The 20,888-nt window shown below is 47.5% G+C and carries 24 protein-coding genes; 21 read left to right on the top strand and 3 right to left on the bottom strand.

The features are described from left to right. The first annotated feature begins 12 nt into the window (after positions 1 to 12). The 12 genes from FYJ84_RS12495 (at position 13) to FYJ84_RS12440 (ending at position 11,982) form a co-directional block, all read left to right on the top strand. Entirely contained in the window at positions 13 to 588 is a 576-nt protein-coding gene (locus FYJ84_RS12495) for a 5-formyltetrahydrofolate cyclo-ligase (RefSeq protein WP_154407931.1), read from the top strand. Between the two features lie 53 nt (positions 589 to 641). Further along, the gene (secD, locus tag FYJ84_RS12490; protein WP_205764257.1) at positions 642 to 1,889 is read left to right on the top strand and encodes a protein translocase subunit SecD; all 1,248 of its coding nucleotides are present in this window, start codon (positions 642 to 644) and stop codon (positions 1,887 to 1,889) included. Between the two features lie 19 nt (positions 1,890 to 1,908). Beyond that, positions 1,909 to 2,808 carry a protein translocase subunit SecF gene (secF, locus tag FYJ84_RS12485; RefSeq protein WP_154407938.1) on the top strand — a complete coding sequence of 300 codons (900 nt, stop codon included), beginning with the start codon at positions 1,909 to 1,911 and terminating at the stop codon, positions 2,806 to 2,808. Between the two features lie 197 nt (positions 2,809 to 3,005). Further along, complete coding sequence (locus FYJ84_RS12480; protein ID WP_154407930.1) at positions 3,006 to 3,746, top strand: SagB/ThcOx family dehydrogenase; 741 nt, start codon at positions 3,006 to 3,008, stop codon at positions 3,744 to 3,746. Positions 3,747 to 3,762: 16 nt separating this feature from the next. After that, the gene (locus tag FYJ84_RS12475; RefSeq protein ID WP_154407929.1) at positions 3,763 to 4,485 is read left to right on the top strand and encodes a PTS sugar transporter subunit IIA; all 723 of its coding nucleotides are present in this window, start codon (positions 3,763 to 3,765) and stop codon (positions 4,483 to 4,485) included. A gap of 20 nt (positions 4,486 to 4,505) precedes the next feature. Beyond that, positions 4,506 to 6,587, top strand: coding sequence for an ATP-dependent DNA helicase RecG (gene recG / locus FYJ84_RS12470; protein WP_154407928.1), 2,082 nt, complete (start codon positions 4,506 to 4,508; stop codon positions 6,585 to 6,587). A gap of 116 nt (positions 6,588 to 6,703) precedes the next feature. After that, positions 6,704 to 7,015, top strand: a complete 312-nt coding sequence (locus FYJ84_RS12465) for a YerC/YecD family TrpR-related protein (RefSeq protein ID WP_277006468.1) — start codon at positions 6,704 to 6,706, stop codon at positions 7,013 to 7,015. Between the two features lie 22 nt (positions 7,016 to 7,037). Then, a complete protein-coding gene (hisZ, locus tag FYJ84_RS12460; protein ID WP_154407927.1) occupies positions 7,038 to 8,228 on the top strand; it encodes an ATP phosphoribosyltransferase regulatory subunit in 1,191 nt (396 codons plus the stop codon). A gap of 18 nt (positions 8,229 to 8,246) precedes the next feature. Further along, complete coding sequence (locus FYJ84_RS12455; RefSeq protein ID WP_154407926.1) at positions 8,247 to 8,828, top strand: hypothetical protein; 582 nt, start codon at positions 8,247 to 8,249, stop codon at positions 8,826 to 8,828. A 220-nt stretch (positions 8,829 to 9,048) separates the two neighbouring features. After that, positions 9,049 to 9,714, top strand: a complete 666-nt coding sequence (locus tag FYJ84_RS12450) for an HAD family hydrolase (protein WP_154407925.1) — start codon at positions 9,049 to 9,051, stop codon at positions 9,712 to 9,714. Positions 9,715 to 9,883: 169 nt separating this feature from the next. Further along, positions 9,884 to 11,248 (top strand): 23S rRNA (uracil(1939)-C(5))-methyltransferase RlmD, encoded by a 1,365-nt coding sequence (gene rlmD / locus FYJ84_RS12445; RefSeq protein ID WP_154407924.1) that lies wholly within the window; start codon positions 9,884 to 9,886, stop codon positions 11,246 to 11,248. Between the two features lie 290 nt (positions 11,249 to 11,538). Beyond that, a complete protein-coding gene (locus tag FYJ84_RS12440; protein WP_154407923.1) occupies positions 11,539 to 11,982 on the top strand; it encodes a hypothetical protein in 444 nt (147 codons plus the stop codon). A 103-nt stretch (positions 11,983 to 12,085) separates the two neighbouring features. On the opposite strand, the gene FYJ84_RS12435 is transcribed toward FYJ84_RS12440, so the two are convergent. The 3 genes from FYJ84_RS12435 to FYJ84_RS12425 all read right to left on the bottom strand — a co-directional run bounded on the left by FYJ84_RS12435 (position 12,086) and on the right by FYJ84_RS12425 (position 14,175). After that, positions 12,086 to 13,162, bottom strand: a complete 1,077-nt coding sequence (locus tag FYJ84_RS12435; RefSeq protein WP_154407922.1) for an IS30 family transposase — start codon at positions 13,160 to 13,162, stop codon at positions 12,086 to 12,088. A 274-nt stretch (positions 13,163 to 13,436) separates the two neighbouring features. Further along, positions 13,437 to 13,811 (bottom strand): hypothetical protein, encoded by a 375-nt coding sequence (locus tag FYJ84_RS12430; RefSeq protein ID WP_154407921.1) that lies wholly within the window; start codon positions 13,809 to 13,811, stop codon positions 13,437 to 13,439. A 4-nt stretch (positions 13,812 to 13,815) separates the two neighbouring features. Continuing rightward, the gene (locus tag FYJ84_RS12425) at positions 13,816 to 14,175 is read right to left on the bottom strand and encodes a DUF1413 domain-containing protein (RefSeq protein ID WP_154407920.1); all 360 of its coding nucleotides are present in this window, start codon (positions 14,173 to 14,175) and stop codon (positions 13,816 to 13,818) included. A 194-nt stretch (positions 14,176 to 14,369) separates the two neighbouring features. Between FYJ84_RS12425 and FYJ84_RS14930 the strand changes: the two genes are divergently transcribed. The 9 genes from FYJ84_RS14930 (at position 14,370) to FYJ84_RS15120 (ending at position 20,838) form a co-directional block, all read left to right on the top strand. Next, entirely contained in the window at positions 14,370 to 15,170 is an 801-nt protein-coding gene (locus FYJ84_RS14930) for a reverse transcriptase domain-containing protein (protein ID WP_328596393.1), read from the top strand. Between the two features lie 43 nt (positions 15,171 to 15,213). Further along, on the top strand, positions 15,214 to 15,774 hold the full coding sequence (locus FYJ84_RS12415) for a hypothetical protein (protein ID WP_205764258.1): 561 nt from the start codon (positions 15,214 to 15,216) through the stop codon (positions 15,772 to 15,774). Then, positions 15,755 to 16,129 (top strand): TnpV protein, encoded by a 375-nt coding sequence (locus tag FYJ84_RS12410; RefSeq protein ID WP_001129922.1) that lies wholly within the window; start codon positions 15,755 to 15,757, stop codon positions 16,127 to 16,129. The genes FYJ84_RS12415 and FYJ84_RS12410 overlap by 20 nt, the downstream gene beginning before the upstream one ends. A 371-nt stretch (positions 16,130 to 16,500) precedes the next feature. Next, complete coding sequence (tet(O), locus tag FYJ84_RS12405) at positions 16,501 to 18,420, top strand: tetracycline resistance ribosomal protection protein Tet(O) (RefSeq protein ID WP_000691758.1); 1,920 nt, start codon at positions 16,501 to 16,503, stop codon at positions 18,418 to 18,420. 51 nt (positions 18,421 to 18,471) lie between these two features. After that, positions 18,472 to 18,645 (top strand): cysteine-rich KTR domain-containing protein, encoded by a 174-nt coding sequence (locus tag FYJ84_RS12400; RefSeq protein WP_002779755.1) that lies wholly within the window; start codon positions 18,472 to 18,474, stop codon positions 18,643 to 18,645. Positions 18,646 to 19,134: 489 nt separating this feature from the next. Beyond that, complete coding sequence (locus tag FYJ84_RS12385; protein WP_105116765.1) at positions 19,135 to 19,644, top strand: sigma-70 family RNA polymerase sigma factor; 510 nt, start codon at positions 19,135 to 19,137, stop codon at positions 19,642 to 19,644. A gap of 94 nt (positions 19,645 to 19,738) precedes the next feature. After that, positions 19,739 to 20,164, top strand: coding sequence for an RNA polymerase sigma factor (locus FYJ84_RS12380; RefSeq protein WP_000323895.1), 426 nt, complete (start codon positions 19,739 to 19,741; stop codon positions 20,162 to 20,164). A gap of 83 nt (positions 20,165 to 20,247) precedes the next feature. Next, entirely contained in the window at positions 20,248 to 20,418 is a 171-nt protein-coding gene (locus FYJ84_RS15125) for a hypothetical protein (RefSeq protein ID WP_000331638.1), read from the top strand. Positions 20,419 to 20,508: 90 nt separating this feature from the next. Continuing rightward, positions 20,509 to 20,838: a sigma factor-like helix-turn-helix DNA-binding protein gene (locus tag FYJ84_RS15120; RefSeq protein WP_235901477.1), complete on the top strand. Its 330-nt coding sequence runs from the start codon at positions 20,509 to 20,511 to the stop codon at positions 20,836 to 20,838. Positions 20,839 to 20,888 lie beyond the last annotated feature (50 nt).

Raw genomic sequence — 20,888 nt, 5'->3', positions numbered from 1 at the left:
GAGGTTGGCAAGATGGAGATTTGTGACAAGAAGCTCCTGCGCAGGGAAGGAATGGCAAGAAGGCGCGGCCTGACTGCCGGGCAGCGGCAGGAGAAAAGTGCCGCCATTGCTGAGAGGCTGATTCATGCGGAGCTTTTCCGGCAGGCGGAGTCTGTTTTCTGCTATATTTCCATGGAAAACGAGGTGCATACGGAGGCAGTCCTGGAGGCGGCACTGGCTGCCGGCAAGGCTGTTTCCATTCCCTATGTGCTGGACAAGGCGAAGGGGCTGATGTGTGCCGCGCAGCTGCAGGATATGGCTGATTTGGTGGCAGGTGAGTACAATATCCCCACCTTGCCCCCTGAGAAGGTGGTGCCGGTGGAGCCAGCTGCCATTGACCTGGTTATCGTGCCGGGCAGTGCCTTTGATCGTGCCGGGCACCGCATCGGCATGGGGGGCGGCTATTATGACCGGTTTCTCGGGCAGGCTGCCAGGGCTGTCCGGGCGGCGGTTGCCTATGAGTGCCAGCTGTTTGACAATATTGCAGCCGATGAGCATGACCAGCCTATGGATTATATTTTTACGGAAAAAACCGTATATGAGATATAATATATAGTTTTTTTAATTTATTTTACAGCTTATAATGAGAGGACTTGAAGTAGTTGAGGAAAGACAGTTTGTTGAAACTTCTGGCAGCGGTGTCAGTCATCGTTGCCGTATTCTTCACCTTTGTAGCCCCTCTGGCAACCTCCATCCGGCAGGGCCTGGACCTGCAGGGCGGTACCCATGTGGTGCTGGAAGCGGAGGATACGCCTGAGGCACAGGTGAATGAGGATGCCATGGAGCGGGTGGTGCGCATCATGGAGAAGCGTGTTAATGAGCTTGGCCTGGCAGAGCCGATCGTGCAGCGCCAGGGCGACCGCCGGATTATCGTGGAGCTGCCTGGCATCAAGGACCCGGATAAGGCAATCCAGGTAATCGGCAAGACCGCTATGCTGGAATTCAAGAATGAGGAAGGGGAAACCGTTCTCAACGGTACGGATTTGAAGGATGCCCGTGAGCAGACTGACCAGCAGGGACAGAATGTAGTAGCCCTGGAATTCAGCCCGGAGGGGGCTGAGAAGTTTGCCGTGCTGACCAGCATGAATGTAGGCAGGACCATTGCTATCCTCCTGGATGGCGAAGTACTGACCGCCCCTCGCGTCAACGAGGCAATCACCGGCGGCAAGGCAGTAATCACCGGCAACAAGACTTTGGAGGAAGCTCACAATCTGGCTATCCTGCTCCGCAGCGGTTCCCTGCCGGTAAAGGTGAATATCATCGAAACCCGTACCGTGGGGCCTTCCCTGGGACAGGATTCCAAGGATAAGTCAGTGTTTGCCTTTACTGTAGGCCTGGGTGCCGTAGTGCTGTTCATGGCGCTGTTCTATCGTGTGTCCGGCATCGTGGCTGACATCAGCCTGATGGCTTATGTCATTATCCTGCTGTTTGCCCTGAAGCTTCTGGATGCTACCCTGACTTTGCCGGGCGTGGCAGGTATTATTCTGTCCATCGGTATGGCGGTAGATGCCAACGTGCTGATTTTCGAGCATTTCAAGGAGGAGTATCTCAGCGGCAAGACGTTGCGGCTGTCCATGGATGCAGGCTTCTCCCGTGCCTTTACCACGATTTTTGACTCCAATATTACCACGATTATTGCTTCTGCCGTGCTGTTCTGCTTCGGCACCGGCAGCATCAGGGGCTTTGCCATTACCCTGGGGCTGGGCGTTGTGATTTCCATGTTTACGGCGATTACCCTTACCCAGTTCATGACCAAGAACCTGATTGCAGCCAATATTTTCAAGAATCCTTGGATTTATGGCATCAACAAGCGGCCTAAGACAGAGGGAGAGGTGAAGCGCTTTGGCTAAGATGAAGGTGCAGCAGAACCTGCCAAAAATTCGTTTTGACATCATGAAGTATTCCAAGCTGTGGTTCGCGATTTCCCTTACGATTACTGTGCTTGGCTTATTCTGCATGTTTACCAGGGGCTTTAACTTCGGCATAGATTTTACCGGCGGTACTATCATCGACATGCGCTTTGAGCGGCAGGTCACCCTGACGGAAATCCGCGATGTGCTGAAGGGGTACAACCTGGACAATGCTACCATTCAGCTTTCCGGTGAGGCCAGCAATGTGGAGTCCTCCCAGGATGTCATGATTCGTACCATTGATTTGGAGGAAAATCAGCGCAAGGAAATCATGGCCAGCCTCAATGACAAGGTGGGTGCCTACACGGTGCTCCGGGAGGAAAAGGTAGGTGCCACCATCGGCGGCGAGCTGATTACTGATGCCCTGATGGCAACGGTGATTTCCTGGATTTTGATTATCCTGTATGTGTCCTACCGCTTTGAGTGGCGTTTCGGCGTTTCGGCTATTTTGACGCTGATTCACGATATTCTGGTGGTGCTGATTGTTTTCTCCTTTACCCAGAAGCAGGTGGATTCCAGCTTTGTGGCGGCAGTCCTGACCATCGTGGGTTATTCCATCAACGATACCATCGTTATCTTTGACAGAATCCGTGAGAATCAGCGGCTGCACTTCAGGAAGGGCGGCGATCTGAACGAGCTGGCCAACCGCAGCATCTATCAGACTCTTACCCGTTCCCTTTACACCGTGTTCACGGTGCTGTTCACCACCTTTGCCCTGTATTTCTTTGGGGGCGATACCACCAAGGATTTCTCATTTGCGCTTCTGGTGGGCTTTGCCAGCGGTTCCTATTCTTCCATCTTTATCGCCAGCCCGCTGTGGGTACTGATGCGGAAGAGGTTCCCGGTAAAGCATGTCTGAGGTTATTTTGAGATATTGATGTTTTTATGCTCCGTGTGGGAATTTTATCCTGCATGGAGCATATTTGTTTGTAATTTTTTTTATTTTTTGCTATAATGGTATGCGGAGAGTTTTCCGATAATTTAGGTAAGTTTATGTGGCTTTTGACGCGTGATTGCGGGCGTAAAATATTTTGTGTGAAGGCGGGCGAGGCTTGTATGGATAAGGCGTTGTTTCATCAGTGGCAGGAGGCTGCCATGGTAAAAAATAATCAGAATACTAGGAAGCTGCAGCACCTTGAGCCGCCGCCAATCCAGAAGCCTTATCCGGCGGATGCCAGGCTCATCCCCTTGCCGGAGCCGGATTTTCTGGAGGATCATCAGGTGAGCTTTCTGGAGCTGATGGAGCTGCGCACCACCATCCGGGACTACAGCGATACTAAGCTGACCATGAAGGAGCTGAGCTACCTCCTGTGGTGCACCCAGGGCATCAAGATGGTGCTGCCTGCCGGTGCTACCAAGAGGACAGTGCCATCGGCAGGAGCCAGGAATGCCTTTGAGACATATCTGTATATTGACAAGGTAGAGGGGCTGGCACCGGGGCTTTATCGCTTCCTGGCGGTGGAGCATGCCCTGCTGCCTGTACGGCTGGGGGAGGATGTGAAGGAGTGGCTCCAGCCGGGATTTAATAAGCTCAATATGTACCGTGCCAGTGCCGTGACCTTTATCTGGGCGGCTGTGCTGGAGAGAATGGAGTATTATTTCGGGGGACGTGCCTTGCAGTATCTGTACCTTGATGCAGGCCATGTGTGCCAGAATCTTTATCTGGCGGCATATACCATAGATACAGGGGTATGTGCTGTGGGACACTTCAATGATGAGGAAATCAATCAGCTGCTGGGGCTGGATGGCGAGAGTGAGTTTGTTGTCTATGCAGCCCATGCTGGCAAGGTAAAATAGCAAAGGGGAGGTATCTATGGGGGAAGATTACAAGATTTCAATATTTGCACCTATGGCCGGTCAGGTGGTGGACCTGGGCAAGGTGCCTGATCCTGTTTATGCTGAGCGGATGATGGGGGATGGTGTAGCAATAATACCCGAGGATGGGACTATGTTCAGCCCTGTTTCCGGTTATATCAATGTGATTGCCGAAGACAAGCATGCCTTTGGCTTCACCTCTGATGACGGGCTGGAGGTATTGGTGCATTTTGGCGTGGACATCAAGCTTGAGCCGGATTGCTGCACTGTTCACAAGGGGGTAAACAGCCGGGTTCAGGCAGGTGATATGATAGCCGAGTTTGACCTGGAAAAGGTCAAGGCAAAGGGGATAAATCCCATTACACCGGTAATCATCTGCGGCGGCCTTGACGGCAAGGTAATCAGGCCTGCCACAGGCCATGCCAAGGCTGGTGCCGGGGCTGTTATGACCATAGTGGATGTTGAGAAGGAAAAGGCGGCGGAGGCTGCTTTGGGCAATATTCCGGAGGCTGACGGAGAAGCGATGGATGTGGCCCCGGATGAGTCAGGGGAGGCTGCTGACGGAGCGGAGCAGGAAAAGGCAGCACCGCGCCGGGAATCGGAGGCCATGGAATTTTTGCGGGACAAGACCAACTGGCCGCGGCTGGCGGCCGGTTTTGTGGGGCTGACTGCCGCCCTGGTGGTTATCTTTGTGGGGCTTGCCATGCTGATTGGGCATTGATTTAGGTGTGGATTTTATAGATGGAACTGTCAGATGATATAGAGGTACTGAAGGGCGTAGGTCCGAAGAAGGCGCAGCAGCTGCATGGTCTGGGGCTTTGCAGCCTGTTTGACCTTTTGACGCACTTTCCGAGAAGCTATGAGGATCAGAGCAGCATTACGCCTATCGGCAGGCTGGAGGCCGGTGAAAGGGCAACGGTGGCAGGCGTCATTACGGGGCTGCAGGAAAAGCGCGCCGGGCGGCGGGGCATGGTGATTTTGACGGCAACGATCTCGGATGGGACAGGCTTTCTGCAGCTTACCTGGTTCAACCAAAAATTTTTAAAACAGAAATTGAAAACCGGCAGACGGATTTTTGCTTCCGGCAGGACAGCCTACGCCTATGGCGGTCAGGGGCAGCTTGCCATGAGCCAGATGACCTCCTTTGAGATTGTAGAGAATGAGGGGGCGGACATGGAGGCAAAATGCGGTATTCTGCCGGTTTATTCTGCTGGGGAAAATGTCAAGCAGAGTATGCTGCGTGCCCTGACGGAGCAGCTTTTGGGGCTGGCAGAGGCTGGTGAGCTGGCGGTGCCGGAGGTAATCCCGGAAGGGGTGCGGCAGCAGTACGGCCTTCTGCCCCGGCTGCAGGCATGTCGGCAGATTCATTATCCCGAGGACAGGCAGCAGGTGGAAAAGGCCCGCTACCGCCTTGCCTTTGAGGAGCTTTATCTCATTCAGTACGGGCTCATGCTGCTGAAAAAAAGGCGGCAGGAGCGGCAGCAGGGGATACGGTTTGCAAGCTGCGGCAGCCTGACCGGCGGCGTGCTGTCAAGTTTGCCCTTCCGGTTGACTGATGACCAGCAGAATGCATGGCAGGATATCTGCAATGATATGGAGCGGCCGGTGCCCATGCGGCGGCTGGTGCAGGGAGATGTAGGCTCCGGCAAGACCGTGATTGCCATGCTGGCCCTGGTGAAGGCAGTGGAAAACGGCTTTCAGGGAGCCATGATGGCACCGACGGAAATACTGGCACGGCAGCATTTTGAGAGCTTCTCCGGCTCCTTGGAGCCCCTTGGCATAAGGGTGGCCCTTTTGTCCGGGAGGCTGACTAAAAAGGCGAAGCAGGAAATGTATGACAGGCTGGCTGCCCATGAGATAGATATTGTCATCGGCACCCATGCCCTCATTCAGGAGGATGTTTCCTTTGCCAATCTGGGCCTGGTGGTGACTGATGAGCAGCACCGCTTCGGCATCAATCAAAGGGCGGTACTGGAAAAGAAGGGGAATCTGGTGCCGGATGTGCTGGTTATGACGGCTACGCCTATTCCCCGGACGCTGACCTTGACGGTATATGGCGATTTGGAGGTTTCTTTGATCCGCCAGCTGCCGCCGGGAAGGAAGCCGGTCAGGACCTTTGTGAGGGGCAGGGATCGCCGGGAGCTGATTTATAAGTTTGTGCTGGAGGAAATCAAAAAGGGCAGGCAGGCCTATGTGGTCTGCCCTTTGATTGAGATGAATGAGGACTCGGGGCTTTCCTCGGCCCAGGAGGTCTATGAGGAGCTGACTGGCGGCATATTCTATGGCGTAAAATGCGGCCTTGTGCATGGGAAGCTGAAGCAGAAGGAAAAAGAGGAGCTCATGCAGGAGTTTTATGAAGGCAAAATCAAGCTGCTGGTGGCAACCACCGTCATCGAGGTAGGTGTCAATGTGCCCAACGCCAGCATCATGGTGGTGGAGAATGCCCAGCGCTTTGGCCTGGCGCAGCTGCACCAGCTCCGGGGGCGCATCGGCCGCGGCGAATACGCTTCCTACTGCATTTTTGTGGCAGAGGAACGGACAGAGGCCGCCAGGCAGCGGATGGAGATTATGGAGCGCACCACGGATGGCTTTGTGCTGGCGGAGGAGGACTTGAAGCTGAGGGGGCCTGGGCAGTTCTTTGGCTCCATGCAGCACGGCCTGCCTGACTTGAAGATTGCCGATGTGGGACAGGATATAGACATCCTGCTTCGGGCACGGCAGGCAGCCATGGAGACGGTAAAGGGCGGAGAAGGCCTGCCGGAGGTGCTGGCGGCTTTGCAGCTGCAGTACCGGGAGCAGTTCTTCAATATCACGGAAAATTGATTTTAATGCTTCACTTTGTGAAAGCATTGTGCTATAATGTGTGGGAGATATTTTCGTATTGTAAAGCATGAAAGTGTTTTGCGTTTTTTACAGGTAATTTTTAGGTGGTGTTAAGTGTGGTAAATCCAAAGCTGAAGGATGAGCTGAATGACCAGCTGTGCAATGCTGTGCTGAAATTGGAAACTGTTGAGGAATGTTATCAGTTTTTTGAAGATATATGTACTATCAGCGAGCTGAAGGCTATGTCCCAGCGGCTGGAGGTGGCCAAGATGCTGCAGAAGCGGCATACCTACGATGAAATTGTGAGCCGTACCGGTGCCAGCACGGCAACCATCAGCCGTGTGAAGCGTTGCCTGAACTATGGGGCAGATGGCTACAATCTTGTTTTTGAGCGATTGAACCGGGAACAGCCTGAGGAGATAAAGTGATTTTAAGGGAGATTTTTCGATAATGAGCAACAAGGATTTAGTTTTGGAAATTCCATACGGAACCCGTGATTTTCTGCCGCAGGAGGCAGCTGAGAAAAGGGCGATTGAGGCCAGGATTGCCAGGCAGTTCAAGCTGTGGGGCTATGATGAGGTGGTAACGCCTACCATTGAGTTTCTGGATACCCTCACCATGGGCAACGGCAGCAATCTGGAGCCCCAGATGTTCAAGCTTTTTGACAAGCAGAACCGCACCATGGCACTGCGCCACGAGATGACCACGCCTATTGCCAGGGTGGTTGCAAGCCGCCTGGGTGAGGAATGGCTGCCTCACAAGCTGTCCTATATCAGCAGCGTTTTCCGCTATGAGAAAACCCAGACCGGCCGCCAGTGCGAGTTCCATCAGGCAGGGGTGGAGCTGATTGGCAGCTCCAAGGCAACTGCCGATGCGGAGATGATTGCGCTGGCTGTTTCCATCATGAAGGAAGCAGGGCTGAAGGATTTTCAGATTTGCCTGGGACAGGTTGAGTTCATCAATGGGCTGATGCAGCAGTGCTGCATTTTCCCGAAGCAGCAGGAACAGATCAAGGATGCTATAGAGCGCCGTGACCTGGTGGCACTGGGGGAGATTGTGGATGCTACTGAGCTGTCCGAGACGGCAAAGGATATGGTGAAGCAGCTGCCGCTGCTGCATGGTGACAAGAATGTGCTGAAAAAAGCGTACAACATGGCCATGAATGAGCAGTCCCGCCGTGCCCTGGACAATCTCACCGAGATTTATGAACTGTTGGAGGCCTACGGGGTAGCGGAGTATGTTACCTTTGATTTGGGCGTTATCCGGGATTTCAGCTATTATACAGGCATGGTGTTTGAGGCATATACGCCGGGGCTGGGCTTCCCTCTGTGCGGCGGCGGCCGCTATGACCACATGCTGACTGATTTTGGCAGGGCACTGCCTGCTACCGGCTTTGCGGTGGGCATTGAGCGCATACTGCTGGCACTGGAGCGTGAAGGGCTGGCAAAGCCGAAGGTGGAAAAGGATGTCTATGTGGCTTATGCTCCGGGGCTGCAGCGGGAGGCTATCCGTCAGGTGCAGGCTCTCAGGGCAGAGGGCAGGACCTGCGAGCTGGCTATGGCAGCAAGCCTTGAGCAGGAGGCTGATGCCTACCGCCAGGAAAAGGGCTACAAGGAACTGGTTTTCATCAGGCAGGGCTGAGATTTCAGGGGTGCTAGTTTGGAAGTGGTGGCTGTGCTTTACCGTGTAAAACAATTTTTCCGGGGGATTTTTGCCAGCAGGCTCAGCAAGGATGAGGTTGATTTTGTTAAAGAAAACCTGCCGGAGGCGGCATGGGAGCTTTTTTTCCAGATGAACCGGGCGGACAAGCGTCATTCCATGCATGTGCTGAAGACGGCATTAGAGCTTTTTGATGATGGTTTTCGGGAGCAGGATTTTCCCTATCTCAGCAAACAGGATGCCGGCAATTTGCGGCAGCTTTTAATCAGGTGCTGCCTGCTGCATGATGTGGGCCGGGGCAGCAGCATGGGACCCATCAGGAAATCCATAGCGGTGCTGCTGAACAGGTTTTTCCCGGTCTGGTCAAGGCGGTATGGCAGATGCGACTCAAGGAGCTATGTCCGGGGGCTCTTGTATCGGTATTATCACCATGGAGAGCTGGGGGGCGAGCTTTTGCGCGGCATCGGCATGAGCACGGAGGCGGCGATTATTTCCCTGCACCACAAAAAGGGACGGGGCAATATGCTGCCGGAGAACAGGAAGCTTTTGTCCATCCTAAAGGAAGCGGACGGCTTGAATTGAGGCTGTGCCAGGTTAAGTTTTGCTGAATCAGGTATTGATAAGTTGAGTATAATAGGTATCGATAAGTTAAGTATAATAGGTATCGATAAGTTAAGTATCAATAAGTCAAGTTTTGCTAAATTTCAATGAAATTTAGCAGGATTTTTCAGATTAATAGCGAATTAATAAGATGAGAAAGTTCGGGGGCGAATATTATTTTATAGGAAAGAGGCAGATATGAATGCGATACGAGGCAGTAATATTTGATTTGGACGGAACACTTATTAATTCTATTGATGATTTGGCAGACAGTTGCAATGAGATGCTGGTAGCATACGATTTTCCAACCCATGCAGTTGATGCCTATAAATATTTCGTAGGCAATGGCGTGGGCAAGCTGGTGGAGCGGGCCCTGCCTGCTGACAAGGCGGCGGACAAGGTTTTTTATGAGAAGGCACTGGCAAAGTTCCGCGAGATTTACAATGGCAAGGTGCTGAACAAGACCCGTGCCTACAGCGGCATCCGGGACACCCTGGCGAAGCTGATGGAGAAGGAAATTCCCATGGCTGTGTGCACCAACAAGCCTATGGAGGCAGCCAAGACCATTATTAACATTCTCTTTGAGCCGGGCACTTTCCAGATGGTTATCGGTGACAGGCCTGGCTATCCAAGGAAGCCTGACCCGACTACGGTGCTGGAGATTACGGAAAAGCTGGGGGTAACGCCTGACAAGGTGGTTTACCTTGGGGACAGCGGCGTGGATATGCAGACTGCGGTCAATGCCGGGTTCCTGCCGGTAGGAGTGCTCTGGGGCTTCCGTGAAAAAGAGGAGCTGCTGGAAAACGGGGCGAAGCTGCTTTTGGAAAAGCCAACGGATTTGCTCTTTAATGTGCAGTTTAAAAAATGATGTATTGCTAAATGATAGATTGATATATTGATATATGACAGGATAGTGTATTTATGGCAGTGTCATGGCAGGATTTTGGCTGTTGCAGCTTCTTGCGGTGATGCTGCTTTTTGTTTATACTAATATTATATGTGTTGTGCGTATGATTTTTTTATATGGAGGAGAGAAAATGGCAAAAATTCCTGTGGAGATAAATAAGGAATACGAGATAAGGATAAGCAGTCTGGGCAGCAGCGGCGAGGGCGTAGGCCGCATGGAGGGCTTCACGGTTTTTGTGACAGGTGGGCTGCCGGGTGAACTGGTCAGGGTGCGGATTGGCGAGGTAAAAAAGAGCTATGCTTCGGGCAGGCTGCTGAAGGTGCTGGAAGCCAGTCCTGACAGGGTGGAGCCGAAATGCCCTATCTATAAGGAATGCGGCGGCTGCCAGCTGCAGCATCTCAGCTATGAGGGGCAGCTGAAGGTAAAGCAGCAGCAGGTAAAGGATGCCATGGAGCGCATCGGCCATCAGAAGGATTTGCCGGTACTGCCGGTGCTGGGGGCGGAAAATCCGTGGAATTACCGCAACAAGGTGGCATTTCCTGTGGGCAGGGAAAAGGGCAGGACGATTATTGGCTGCTTTGCCCAGGGAAGCCACAAAATTATTGATGCCTCCAACTGCCTCATTCAGGATGAGCTGAACAATGAGGCTATTAATGCTGTTCGGGAAGTGGTGGAAAAGCTGGGCATACCTGTCTACGATGAGGACAGGCATACAGGCATCATGCGCCATGTGGTGGCCAGGACAGGCATCAACGGCCAGTTGATGGTGGTGCTGGTGACGGCAGTGAAGGAACTGCGCCGGGAGAAGGAAATTGTGAAAATGCTCCGCAGCCGCCTGCCAAAGATGGTGAGTTTGCAGCAGAATATCCAGACCTACAGGAACAATGTTATATTGGGCAGGGAAACCAAGCTTTTGTGGGGCAGGCCTACCATCAAGGCAAAGCTGGGCAAGTTTCTGTTCAACGTATCAGCCCGTTCCTTCTTTCAGGTTAATACCAAGCAGGCAGAGGTGCTCTATGACAAGGCACTGGAATTTGCCCAGCTGACCGGCAAGGAAACTGTAATTGATGCCTACTGCGGTACGGGAACCATAAGCCTGTATCTGGCCCAGAAGGCGCGGAAGGTCTACGGCGTGGAGATTGTCAGCCCGGCCATAAAGGATGCCGAAAAAAATGCCAGAGAAAATAATGTCCGCAATGCGGAGTTTATCGTAGGTGACTGCACCAAGGTCATGCCACGGCTTTACAAGCAGGGGGTGCGCCCTGATGTAGTAGTGGTGGACCCACCACGGGCAGGCTGCACTCAGCAGGTGCTGGAAACCTTTGCAAATATGCAGCCACAGCGGATTGTCTATGTATCCTGCAACCCGGCCACTTTGGCACGGGATATTGAGATTTTGGATGGGCTGGGGTACAAGGCGGAAAAGGTACAGCCAGTTGATATGTTTAGTCATTCAAGCCATGTTGAGAATATATGTTTGTTAAAAATAAAATAGTTTTTAGGAGCCCTAGCAGGATAGGGAGCAAATAAAGGTGTTTTGATTTAAAAATAAAATTGTTGAGTTGGTTAAAAATATTAAAGCGAATTGATATAATCAATTGACTGTAATGTTTTTTTCTTGTATACTTACAATGAGCTTTTGGCTCACCGGGCATTACGGTTAGAATATGATGCACGTGTATGTTTAACTTCCGCAAGCGACGGGGTGCCTAGTGCGTAGAATATCGCTTACATGTGAGTGGGGTTCGCTGAAAAGGTGAGCCCCATTTTTGTTGAGGGAATAAAATGAAGATTGTAACTATAAATAAATCATTGATGCTTAAATATGCTGGCGATCCGGAAATCTTACAAAAAGATAATCGCCCTTGTGTGCTTATCGTCAGATTGAAATATAAGGGAAAGAATCAAGATTTTGCTGTTCCATTGAGATCAAATATAAAAGCTAGTGCATCTAAAGAACAGTATTTTCCTTTACCGCCAAGACCAACAACTAAATCTAGAAATCGACATGGACTGCATTATATTAAAATGTTCCCTGTGAGTAAGCAATATTTGATAAGGTATCGAACAGAAGGCAATGTCTTTTCGCAGATGATAAAGTCTATCTTGGATAAGAATGAAAAGAGAATCGTGCAGGAGAGCCAGAGATATCTTTCAAGGTATGAAGCGGGGGATAGACCATTATTTTCGACTGATATAGATTTTCTTTTGACACAATTGTATAAATGAAATTTCTTGCTAAAGCTGTAGCAAAATCATAAAATATAGTTGTAGATGGCGGATGAAGAAAAATTAAACGTAAATTGCAAGTTGAAATTGAACATTCTTCTAATCAATAAATATTATCAATAGCATAGACTTCATCAAGGAATGCTTCAAACAACTCTGCCGGACTATGATAGTCCCAAATACGGCGTGGAAGCTGATTAAGTGTATCTGCCATATCAAGGATATCATCATCTGTATACTGCTCTATAGAAGTCCCTTTAGGTATGAACTCTCTCAGTAGGCCATTGTGGCGTTCATTCTGAGGGCGTTCCCAGGAACTGTATGGATGTGTAAAATACACCTTGGTTCCCAGGCTTTCAAGGTTGGAGAATGTTGTAAATTCTGGACCATTATCTGCAGTCATTGTCTTGAATACTGTGCTGAAATGATTGATGCCATACTGCTCCTTTAATTGCGATATTGCCACTTCCATACCTTCTTTTGTACGTTCTGGAATGCGGATGGCAATATAGTTGCGTGTTACCTTCTCAACCGCAGTGAAAACGACAGCTTCATGGCCTTTACGGTGCCCTACGACTGTATCAACCTCCCAATGGCCTATTTCTGTGCCAGCGTTGACAATGTCAGGCCGTTCATCAATACTACGCCCTTTTATACGCTTATTATTACGAGTCCATTTGCGATGCGCTTTACGTCTAAGAGCCTGTGGTATATCGAAAAGAGACAAGGGCAGCTTTCCAGCCCAGAGCATATTATAAAGTGTCTTAGTACAGGGTATTTGCTTTGCATTGAACAAATTGCAACGCCTGGCATACCCAACGCAGGCATCTAGAGACCAACGTTTGTCACGCACCTGCTTTACCATCCATTGGATGAATGGTTCGCAATCCTCACAGTAAATTTTTAGAGATCTCCTGGAGCATTTTCGGTGTTCCGCATAAGCTTTCTGTCCACGCTTGGCTGTATACTGTGGTCTACGCCCATGATTGCTTTTAGGATTGGGCGTTCCACGCCGAATTTCGTAGTATACGGTTGTGTGCGCACAGCCCACGATAGTAGCAATGTCACGCAGAGAATACCCTTGATGATGAAGCGCCTGAATTACACCCCTTTCATCCAAAGTTAAGTGCTTTCCTGGTTTACGTGAAGGCTCAATTGTGTTAGAATGGGATTGATCCATAGTGATTGCTCCTTTGTTGATGATTTCTAGCAAAACCATTCTAACACAGGTAGCCGCTATGGATTTTTATTTTTTTGATTAACTGTTCAAGTTCATTATACAATCAACCAATAAATTTTTTTGAAAATTTTCTGGAGAACTGGTGTCTTGTGTCCTTCTTAACTTCCTAAGGGAAAGCGGAGAGCCAAATTCCGGGATGAATGAAAATAAAAAAAGAAGATACTGCCGTAAGACAATATCTTCCTAAATATAAAAGGGTTCTTTATTCTATTGTTTATCTTGCTGGTGGGTTATCCAAAACAAAGTAAGTCATGCTTGCTATTTGCTTTCCGTCTTTTTCAAATCTTCCAAATCCCCAAGTTTTGTCATCTTTTCTCATTAAAAGGTCGAATACTATAAGTCCGAAGAACATACCAGACAACACCTGGTTTCGTCCGCATGCCTCATATATAGGTTCGTAAATAGTTCCAGCCCAGTCATGTCCTGGAAGCCAGCCTGCGGTATTAATGTCTGACTCATCTATTTTTTCGTTTAAAGTATCTGCGATTGACTGATAATCTGCAGCAGATAAATTTTTCATCCACTTATCAAAATCCTTTTTATGTGGCACCTGGGTGACATATTTTCCTGAATCAATAGAGTACAACATGCGATTAATCCTCCTTAATATAAGAATAAACTGCTCGGCGTTTAATGGTGCGGTCAGGCACAAAACGAATTCCCAATTCAGGATGTTCAGTGATGTGGTTAAAGAAGTTTTTGCCTAAAACACCTGCGTTACCTCTGTCAATCTGAGACCATTCTTCATCTGTATAAACATCTGGTACGGTAAATTCTTTATTTTTAAAGTCTCCAGATTGAATTCTGTTAACTACTTCATCTACAGAAAAAATTGTTAACTCTCCAAAAAGCTTATAACGTATATATTCCTGGATGTTCATGCGTTTTGCAGCGGCATCAGCCTCTAAACGTTCACTGTACTCTTGGTTTAAATCGAATCTGAAAGTTGCCATAAGATAAATCCTCCTCTTGAATTACATCGACTGCTGTCGTTGAAATTATAATAACATCGTCAGCAGACGTTGTCAATACATTCAAAAAAATTTTTTGATAAACCGGAATTCGCCCTCACAAATCCCCTTAGCTGCGAGGAGGGAAAGACGTTGCCTTTGCCGCATAATCTCTTTGATTATTGTAGCATCAGGAAATCCAATTTCATAGAAAAATATTTAGTTGTAAAAAGAAAAATAAGTTATGTATACAAGGCGGATATCTTGCTTACAAAACTTATTATACGAGGAGTGACAAGGGAGTACCGCAGGGAGGTCCGCTCAGCCCTTTACTGAGCAACGTAATGCTGAACGAGCTTGACAAGGAACTGGAGAAGCGTGGGCACAAGTTTGTGAGATACGCTGATGACTGTATGATTCTGTGCAAAAGCAGGAGAAGTGCGGAAAGAACCATGTCGGGCATATCCAAGTTTATTGAGAGGAAGCTGTTTCTCAAGGTGAACAAGGAGAAAAGCGTTGTGGCATATATAAGCAAGGTAAAATTTCTAGGATATGGATTTTACATATTCAAGGGAAAATGCCGGTTCAAGCTTCACGAAAAATCTAAGCGGAAGATGAAGCGCAGATTATGTGAAATACTCAACCGCAATAAAGGAATAAGTAATGAAGCACGTCAACGCAGATATATGCAATACATAAGAGGGTGGCTCCAATATTTCAAGCTTGCCGATATGAAAGCAATACTGAAGAACGTTGACGAATGGATAAGGCGTAGGGTAATAGCGGTGTACTGGAAACAATGGAAGAAAGTAAAGACAAGATACCGTATGATAAGGCGGTATGGTATTCCAGAATGGAAGGTGCATGAAATGGCAAATTGCCGCAAAGGAGCATGGAGAGCGGCACTAATGCTAAACTCTGTTCTAACGAATAAAGAAATAGCCAGTCAAGGCTATATGCCCATGACCAGCTATTACCTGCAAATTTATAAAAACTAGAGAACCGCCGTGTACCGAACGGTACGCACGGTGGTGTGAGAGGTTGGGAGATTTTATAGAATCTCCCTCCTACTCGATAGTGCCTATTAACAACAGGGAAAACTTGAACGCTTACGACGGAAGAAAGTTAGCATTAGACCAGAGGCTTATCAACGATATGCTACCGGATGATGAAAATTCAAAGGCAAGCACCCGTGTGGAAAAGGCATTTGAAATATGGGAGCAGACAAAGGAGCAGAAATCAACACAGCTTATTTTCTGTGACCTGTCAACAACGAAAGGAGATGGTACATTTAATGTTTATGAGGACATCCGAAATAAGCTGATCGAAAAGGGTGTTCCACTGGAAGAAATTGCATTTATACATGAAGCAAATACAGAGCTTAGGAAGGCGGAGCTGTTCGGAAAAGTAAGAAGCGGACAGGTCCGTTTTTTGCTTGGTTCCACACAGAAGATGGGAGCCGGAACCAATGTGCAGGACAGACTTATCGCACTGCACCACCTTGATGTGCCTTGGCGTCCTTCTGATGTAGGACGGATTTTGCGGACATTCAAAATAAAAAAGAATGTGGAGGTAACAGACAATGGCAAAATCATTATTTGAGGAACTGGGCGGCAAATACGAAAGGCAAGGGGATTATTTGATACCGTGCTTAACTGTACCCGCCGAAGAAGAACAGGCAATAGGCATCTGGGGGCAACGGCATTTAGATTATCTAAAACAGTACCGTAAAGTTACATACACCAATCTTCTTACAAGCGGCAGGCTAAACGCCTACCTTGCCGACATCAACAGACAGGCACAGGAACGCTTTGAAAGGCTCATAGAGGGTATGAAACAGGCACAGGGCATAACGGAACAGCTAAAGGCAGAAAACGCCTTAGAATGGACAGGATGCCTCAATAACATAAGGGCTTGTGCGAGGGAGATTGTGGAAAAGGAAATTATTTTTGCATAAACAGATGATTAGTGGCAGGGGGAAATCCTGCCGCTTTTTCTGCTTTAGTTTGTCAGCTTGACAAATAAAGGGTTAAGGAATATAATTAGATTCAGTATTATACAAGGAGTTAATAAATATGCGGCAAGGTATTCTTAAATAAACTGTCAATTTGATAGTGGGAACAAAAAGTAGCAGTCCCGTTTCACTTTTATTTTAATATGGGGCTTAGTTTTTTGTACCCAGTTTAAGAATACTTTTATCATGTAATTTTATATGCCCGAAAACATATAAGTGTTTTGGGGCTATTGGAGTTATTTACCCAGTGATAGGAGTATTTATCACTGGGTATTTTTATGCCCTTTTTTGGGTGTTGATAGGAGGAAAATCACATGAAAATAATTAACTTAGGCATTCTGGCTCACGTTGACGCAGGAAAGACAACATTAACGGAAAGTTTATTGTATACCAGTGGTGCAATTGCAGAACTAGGGAGCGTAGATGAAGGCACAACAAGGACAGATACAATGAATTTGGAGCGTCAAAGGGGAATCACTATCCAGACAGCAGTGACATCTTTTCAGTGGGAGGATGTAAAAGTCAACATTATAGATACGCCAGGCCATATGGATTTTTTGGCGGAAGTATACCGTTCTTTATCCGTATTAGACGGAGCAGTATTATTAGTTTCTGCAAAGGATGGCATACAGGCACAGACCCGTATACTGTTTCATGCACTACAGATAATGAAGATTCCGACAATTTTTTTCATCAATAAAATTGACCAAGAGGGGATTGATTTGCCAATGGTATATCGGGAAATGAAAGCAAAGCTTTCTTCGGAAATTATAGTGAAGCAAAAGGTTGGGCAGCATCCCCATATAAATGTAACGGACAATGACGATATGGAACAGTGGGATGCGGTAATTATGGGAAACGATGAACTATTAGAGAAATATATGTCAGGGAAACCGTTTAAAATGTCAGAACTGGAACAGGAAGAAAACAGGAGATTCCAAAACGGAACGTTATTTCCCGTTTATCACGGAAGCGCTAAAAACAATCTGGGGATTCGGCAGCTTATAGAAGTAATTGCCAGTAAATTTTATTCATCAACGCCTGAAGGTCAATCTGAACTATGCGGGCAGGTTTTTAAGATTGAATATTCAGAGAAAAGGCGGCGTTTTGTTTATGTGCGTATATATAGCGGAACATTGCATTTGAGGGATGTTATTAGAATATCTGAAAAAGAGAAAATAAAAATCACAGAGATGTGTGTTCCGACAAACGGTGAATTATATTCATCCGATACAGCCTGCTCTGGTGATATTGTAATTTTACCAAATGATGTTTTGCAGCTAAACAGTATTTTGGGGAACGAAATACTGTTGCCGCAGAGAAAATTTATTGAAAATCCTCTCCCTATGCTCCAAACAACGATTGCAGTAAAGAAATCTGAACAGCGGGAAATATTGCTTGGGGCACTTACAGAAATTTCAGATGGCGACCCTCTTTTAAAATATTATGTGGATACTACAACGCATGAGATTATACTTTCTTTTTTGGGGAATGTGCAGATGGAAGTCATTTGTGCCATCCTTGAGGAAAAATATCATGTGGAGGCAGAAATAAAAGAGCCTACTGTTATATATATGGAAAGACCGCTTAGAAAAGCAGAATATACCATCCACATAGAAGTCCCGCCAAATCCTTTCTGGGCTTCTGTCGGGTTGTCCATAGAGCCGCTCCCTATTGGAAGCGGAGTGCAGTATGAAAGCAGAGTTTCACTTGGATATTTAAATCAATCGTTCCAAAATGCGGTTATGGAGGGGGTTCTTTATGGCTGCGAGCAGGGGCTGTATGGATGGAAAGTGACAGACTGTAAAATCTGTTTTGAATATGGATTGTATTATAGTCCTGTAAGTACCCCCGCAGACTTTCGGCTGCTTTCCCCTATCGTATTGGAGCAGGCTTTAAAAAAAGCAGGGACAGAACTATTAGAGCCATATCTCCACTTTGAAATTTATGCACCGCAGGAATATCTCTCACGGGCGTATCATGATGCTCCAAGGTATTGTGCAGATATTGTAAGTACTCAGATAAAGAATGACGAGGTCATTCTGAAAGGAGAAATCCCTGCTAGATGTATTCAAGAATACAGGAACGATTTAACTTATTTCACAAATGGGCAGGGAGTCTGCTTGACAGAGTTAAAAGGATACCAGCCAGCTATTGGTAAATTTATTTGCCAACCCCGCCGCCCGAATAGCCGTATAGATAAGGTTCGGCATATGTTCCACAAGTTAGCTTAACAGCTTGCAAAAGTCATATAAAATGAGATTTGAAAGGATTAGAGACTAATTATGATGAAATGCGAATGGATATTGTGTCCTGTTTGTGGGAGCAAAACCCGTAATAAAATTAGGAAGGACACTGTTTTGGAGAATTATCCCCTTTATTGTCCAAAATGCAGACAAGAAAGATTGATTAAAGTTGACAACTTGAAGATAACTGTCATCAAAGAGCCAGACGCTTAAGACGCAGAGCCGATGAAATTGTGGAACAATTCACGAATCATCGGCTCTTTTTGTTTCGTATTTGAAAGAACAAACTCACCAAATAAAAAAACGATATTCGGGTGGGTTATTTTGTTATACCCTAAATTACCCTCTGAATTTGTTTTTAAATTTGGAGGGATTTTTTTATGTCCTTTTTTCGGGCAGTTATCTATCTGCTCATACGAAGCAAAATTTATCAATACATAGCATATCAGAGAACGGCAGGAAACCAGTTAAAAAAATTTCTGCCAGTGCAACGGTACTTCTCACCTTGAAAGTAGAAGTACAATCTCCATACAATAGAATTACTATTTCCTATAACCGTAAAGGTCACAGAGCCTTTGCGGTTTTTCTTTTGTCGATTTTTGTTGGAAAGTGCCGTAGGGCTGTTTCTGATATGCGGTGTCGTTCTCCGCCTCTCCATCTGGATTTTTTACATTTCAAAAATTCAGATGGGAGGTATTTATGGTGAAATATGCACCAAGAAAGGTATATATCAGAGAAAGTGGCGGCTATGTGGAATTATCCTACACGGAGTTCTGCCGTTGCAGGGAATCCGACCAGACCTATATGGACAAGCTGTTTATCCCCATTCAAGGCTGTCTGCTTGAAGTCGTGAGGGAGCAATACACAGACTTCTACCGTGACAAGGAACGGTGGCGTTATCTGCAAAAATTAGATACAAAGAATAGACTGCTATCTCTCGACGGATTTACGGACAGCGAGGGGAATCCTCTGGACTTTATCACTGATGAAGCGGTGGACATTGCAGAAACCGTTGTCAATGCGGTCATGGTGGACAGGCTGAAAGCCGCCCTGCCTTTGCTGTCGGATAGTGAACAGGAGCTGATACAGGCAATCTTTTTTGACGGACTTTCCGAGCGTGAAGTCGGGGCGAGGTTGGGCATAACCCAGAGCGTTGTAAACAAACGCAAAGCCAGAATCCTAATAAAACTAAGAAAGATAATAGAAAATTAAAATTTAAGGCGTTCAGCCCCCTTGTTTTTTCCTTTGGGAAGATGAGGGGGCTTTTCTCTGCCCTCTCAATCAATTCTGATTGGAGGAAGTAAGAATGGCATACAACCACGGACGGGAGGACAGGAAATGGCGTATCTGGAAAGAAGCGGAGGAAAAGCTGCTGCGTGAGTGCGGCGTTGATGAAGCGACCATTGAGCAGATACGCATGGCGGACAGGGCAGACTTCAATTCCAACAGGCGGTTTTACCGATGGACGAATGACGTTGCGGAATATCTTGAGGACATGGCAGGCAGGGAGCGGCAGGCGGAAGTGGGTACGGTTGCGGAGTTACTGGAAGAGATTGAGAGCGAAAATCTCTATCAAGTATTAGTCACGGTGGACGGGCGTACCTTGAAAATCGTCCTGCTGAAAATGCAGGGGTATTCCACAAAGGAGATTGCCCCGCTTGTGCATTTGACGACTGGTGCCATCTATGCGAGGTTAGACCATCTGCGGAAGAAGCTGCGGAAAATTTTATAGCTTCTAAAACAGCCTGCCATCCTGCGGGCTACTGGGTGAGGGATGGAAATCCCCTCACTCATTTTTTGCAGGAGGACAACAGGATGGCATACAGGGTTAAGGCATACACGCTTCGGGAGGAATCCACGGAAAGCGGCACAAGGTATTTTATCAGCTTTAAGGACGGGCAGGGCAAATCCCACGAGTTGGAAGTGTCGGAACAGTTCTTTATGGAGTTTCGGCAGATGGAGCGCAGGAACAGGAATCTTTTCTAATGGGACGAGCGGCACAGGGAGTTTAACGAGGTATGGGACGAAACCCTTTACAGACGGGCGTTGCGTGTGCCTAAGAGCCTTGATGAACGCATGGTTGAGGAAGAACGGAATGAAACGCTCTATAAGGCGGTTGGGAGCCTTCCAGAGATACAAAGGCGGCGTTTCCTGCTCTACTACGAGTATGAGTTCAATTTTTACCAAATCGCCGCTATGGAGCATTGCACCGCTTCGGCAATACAGAAATCTGTTGCGATTGCAAAGGAGAAAGTAAAGGCGGAAATTGAAGAAATATCTCCAACCGTGACCGACACCGCCCGAAAAAGAAATCTGTTTTTTATTTGTGTGATATTGTCAATATTGGTTGACACATTAAACTCGTATAAAGAAGATAGCTATGCAGCTATAGGTAGAGCAGCATAGTATCTATCTCTCTTAACCTTGGGTGGAAGCCCATCATTGGATGAGCAGAT

Origin of the sequence: Anaerovibrio slackiae, from assembly GCF_009695585.1 — a bacterium.
Classification (GTDB): domain Bacteria; phylum Bacillota; class Negativicutes; order Selenomonadales; family Selenomonadaceae; genus Anaerovibrio; species Anaerovibrio slackiae.
Note: the sequence above shows the minus strand (reverse complement) of the source record. Positions and strands in the feature narration are given on the sequence as shown.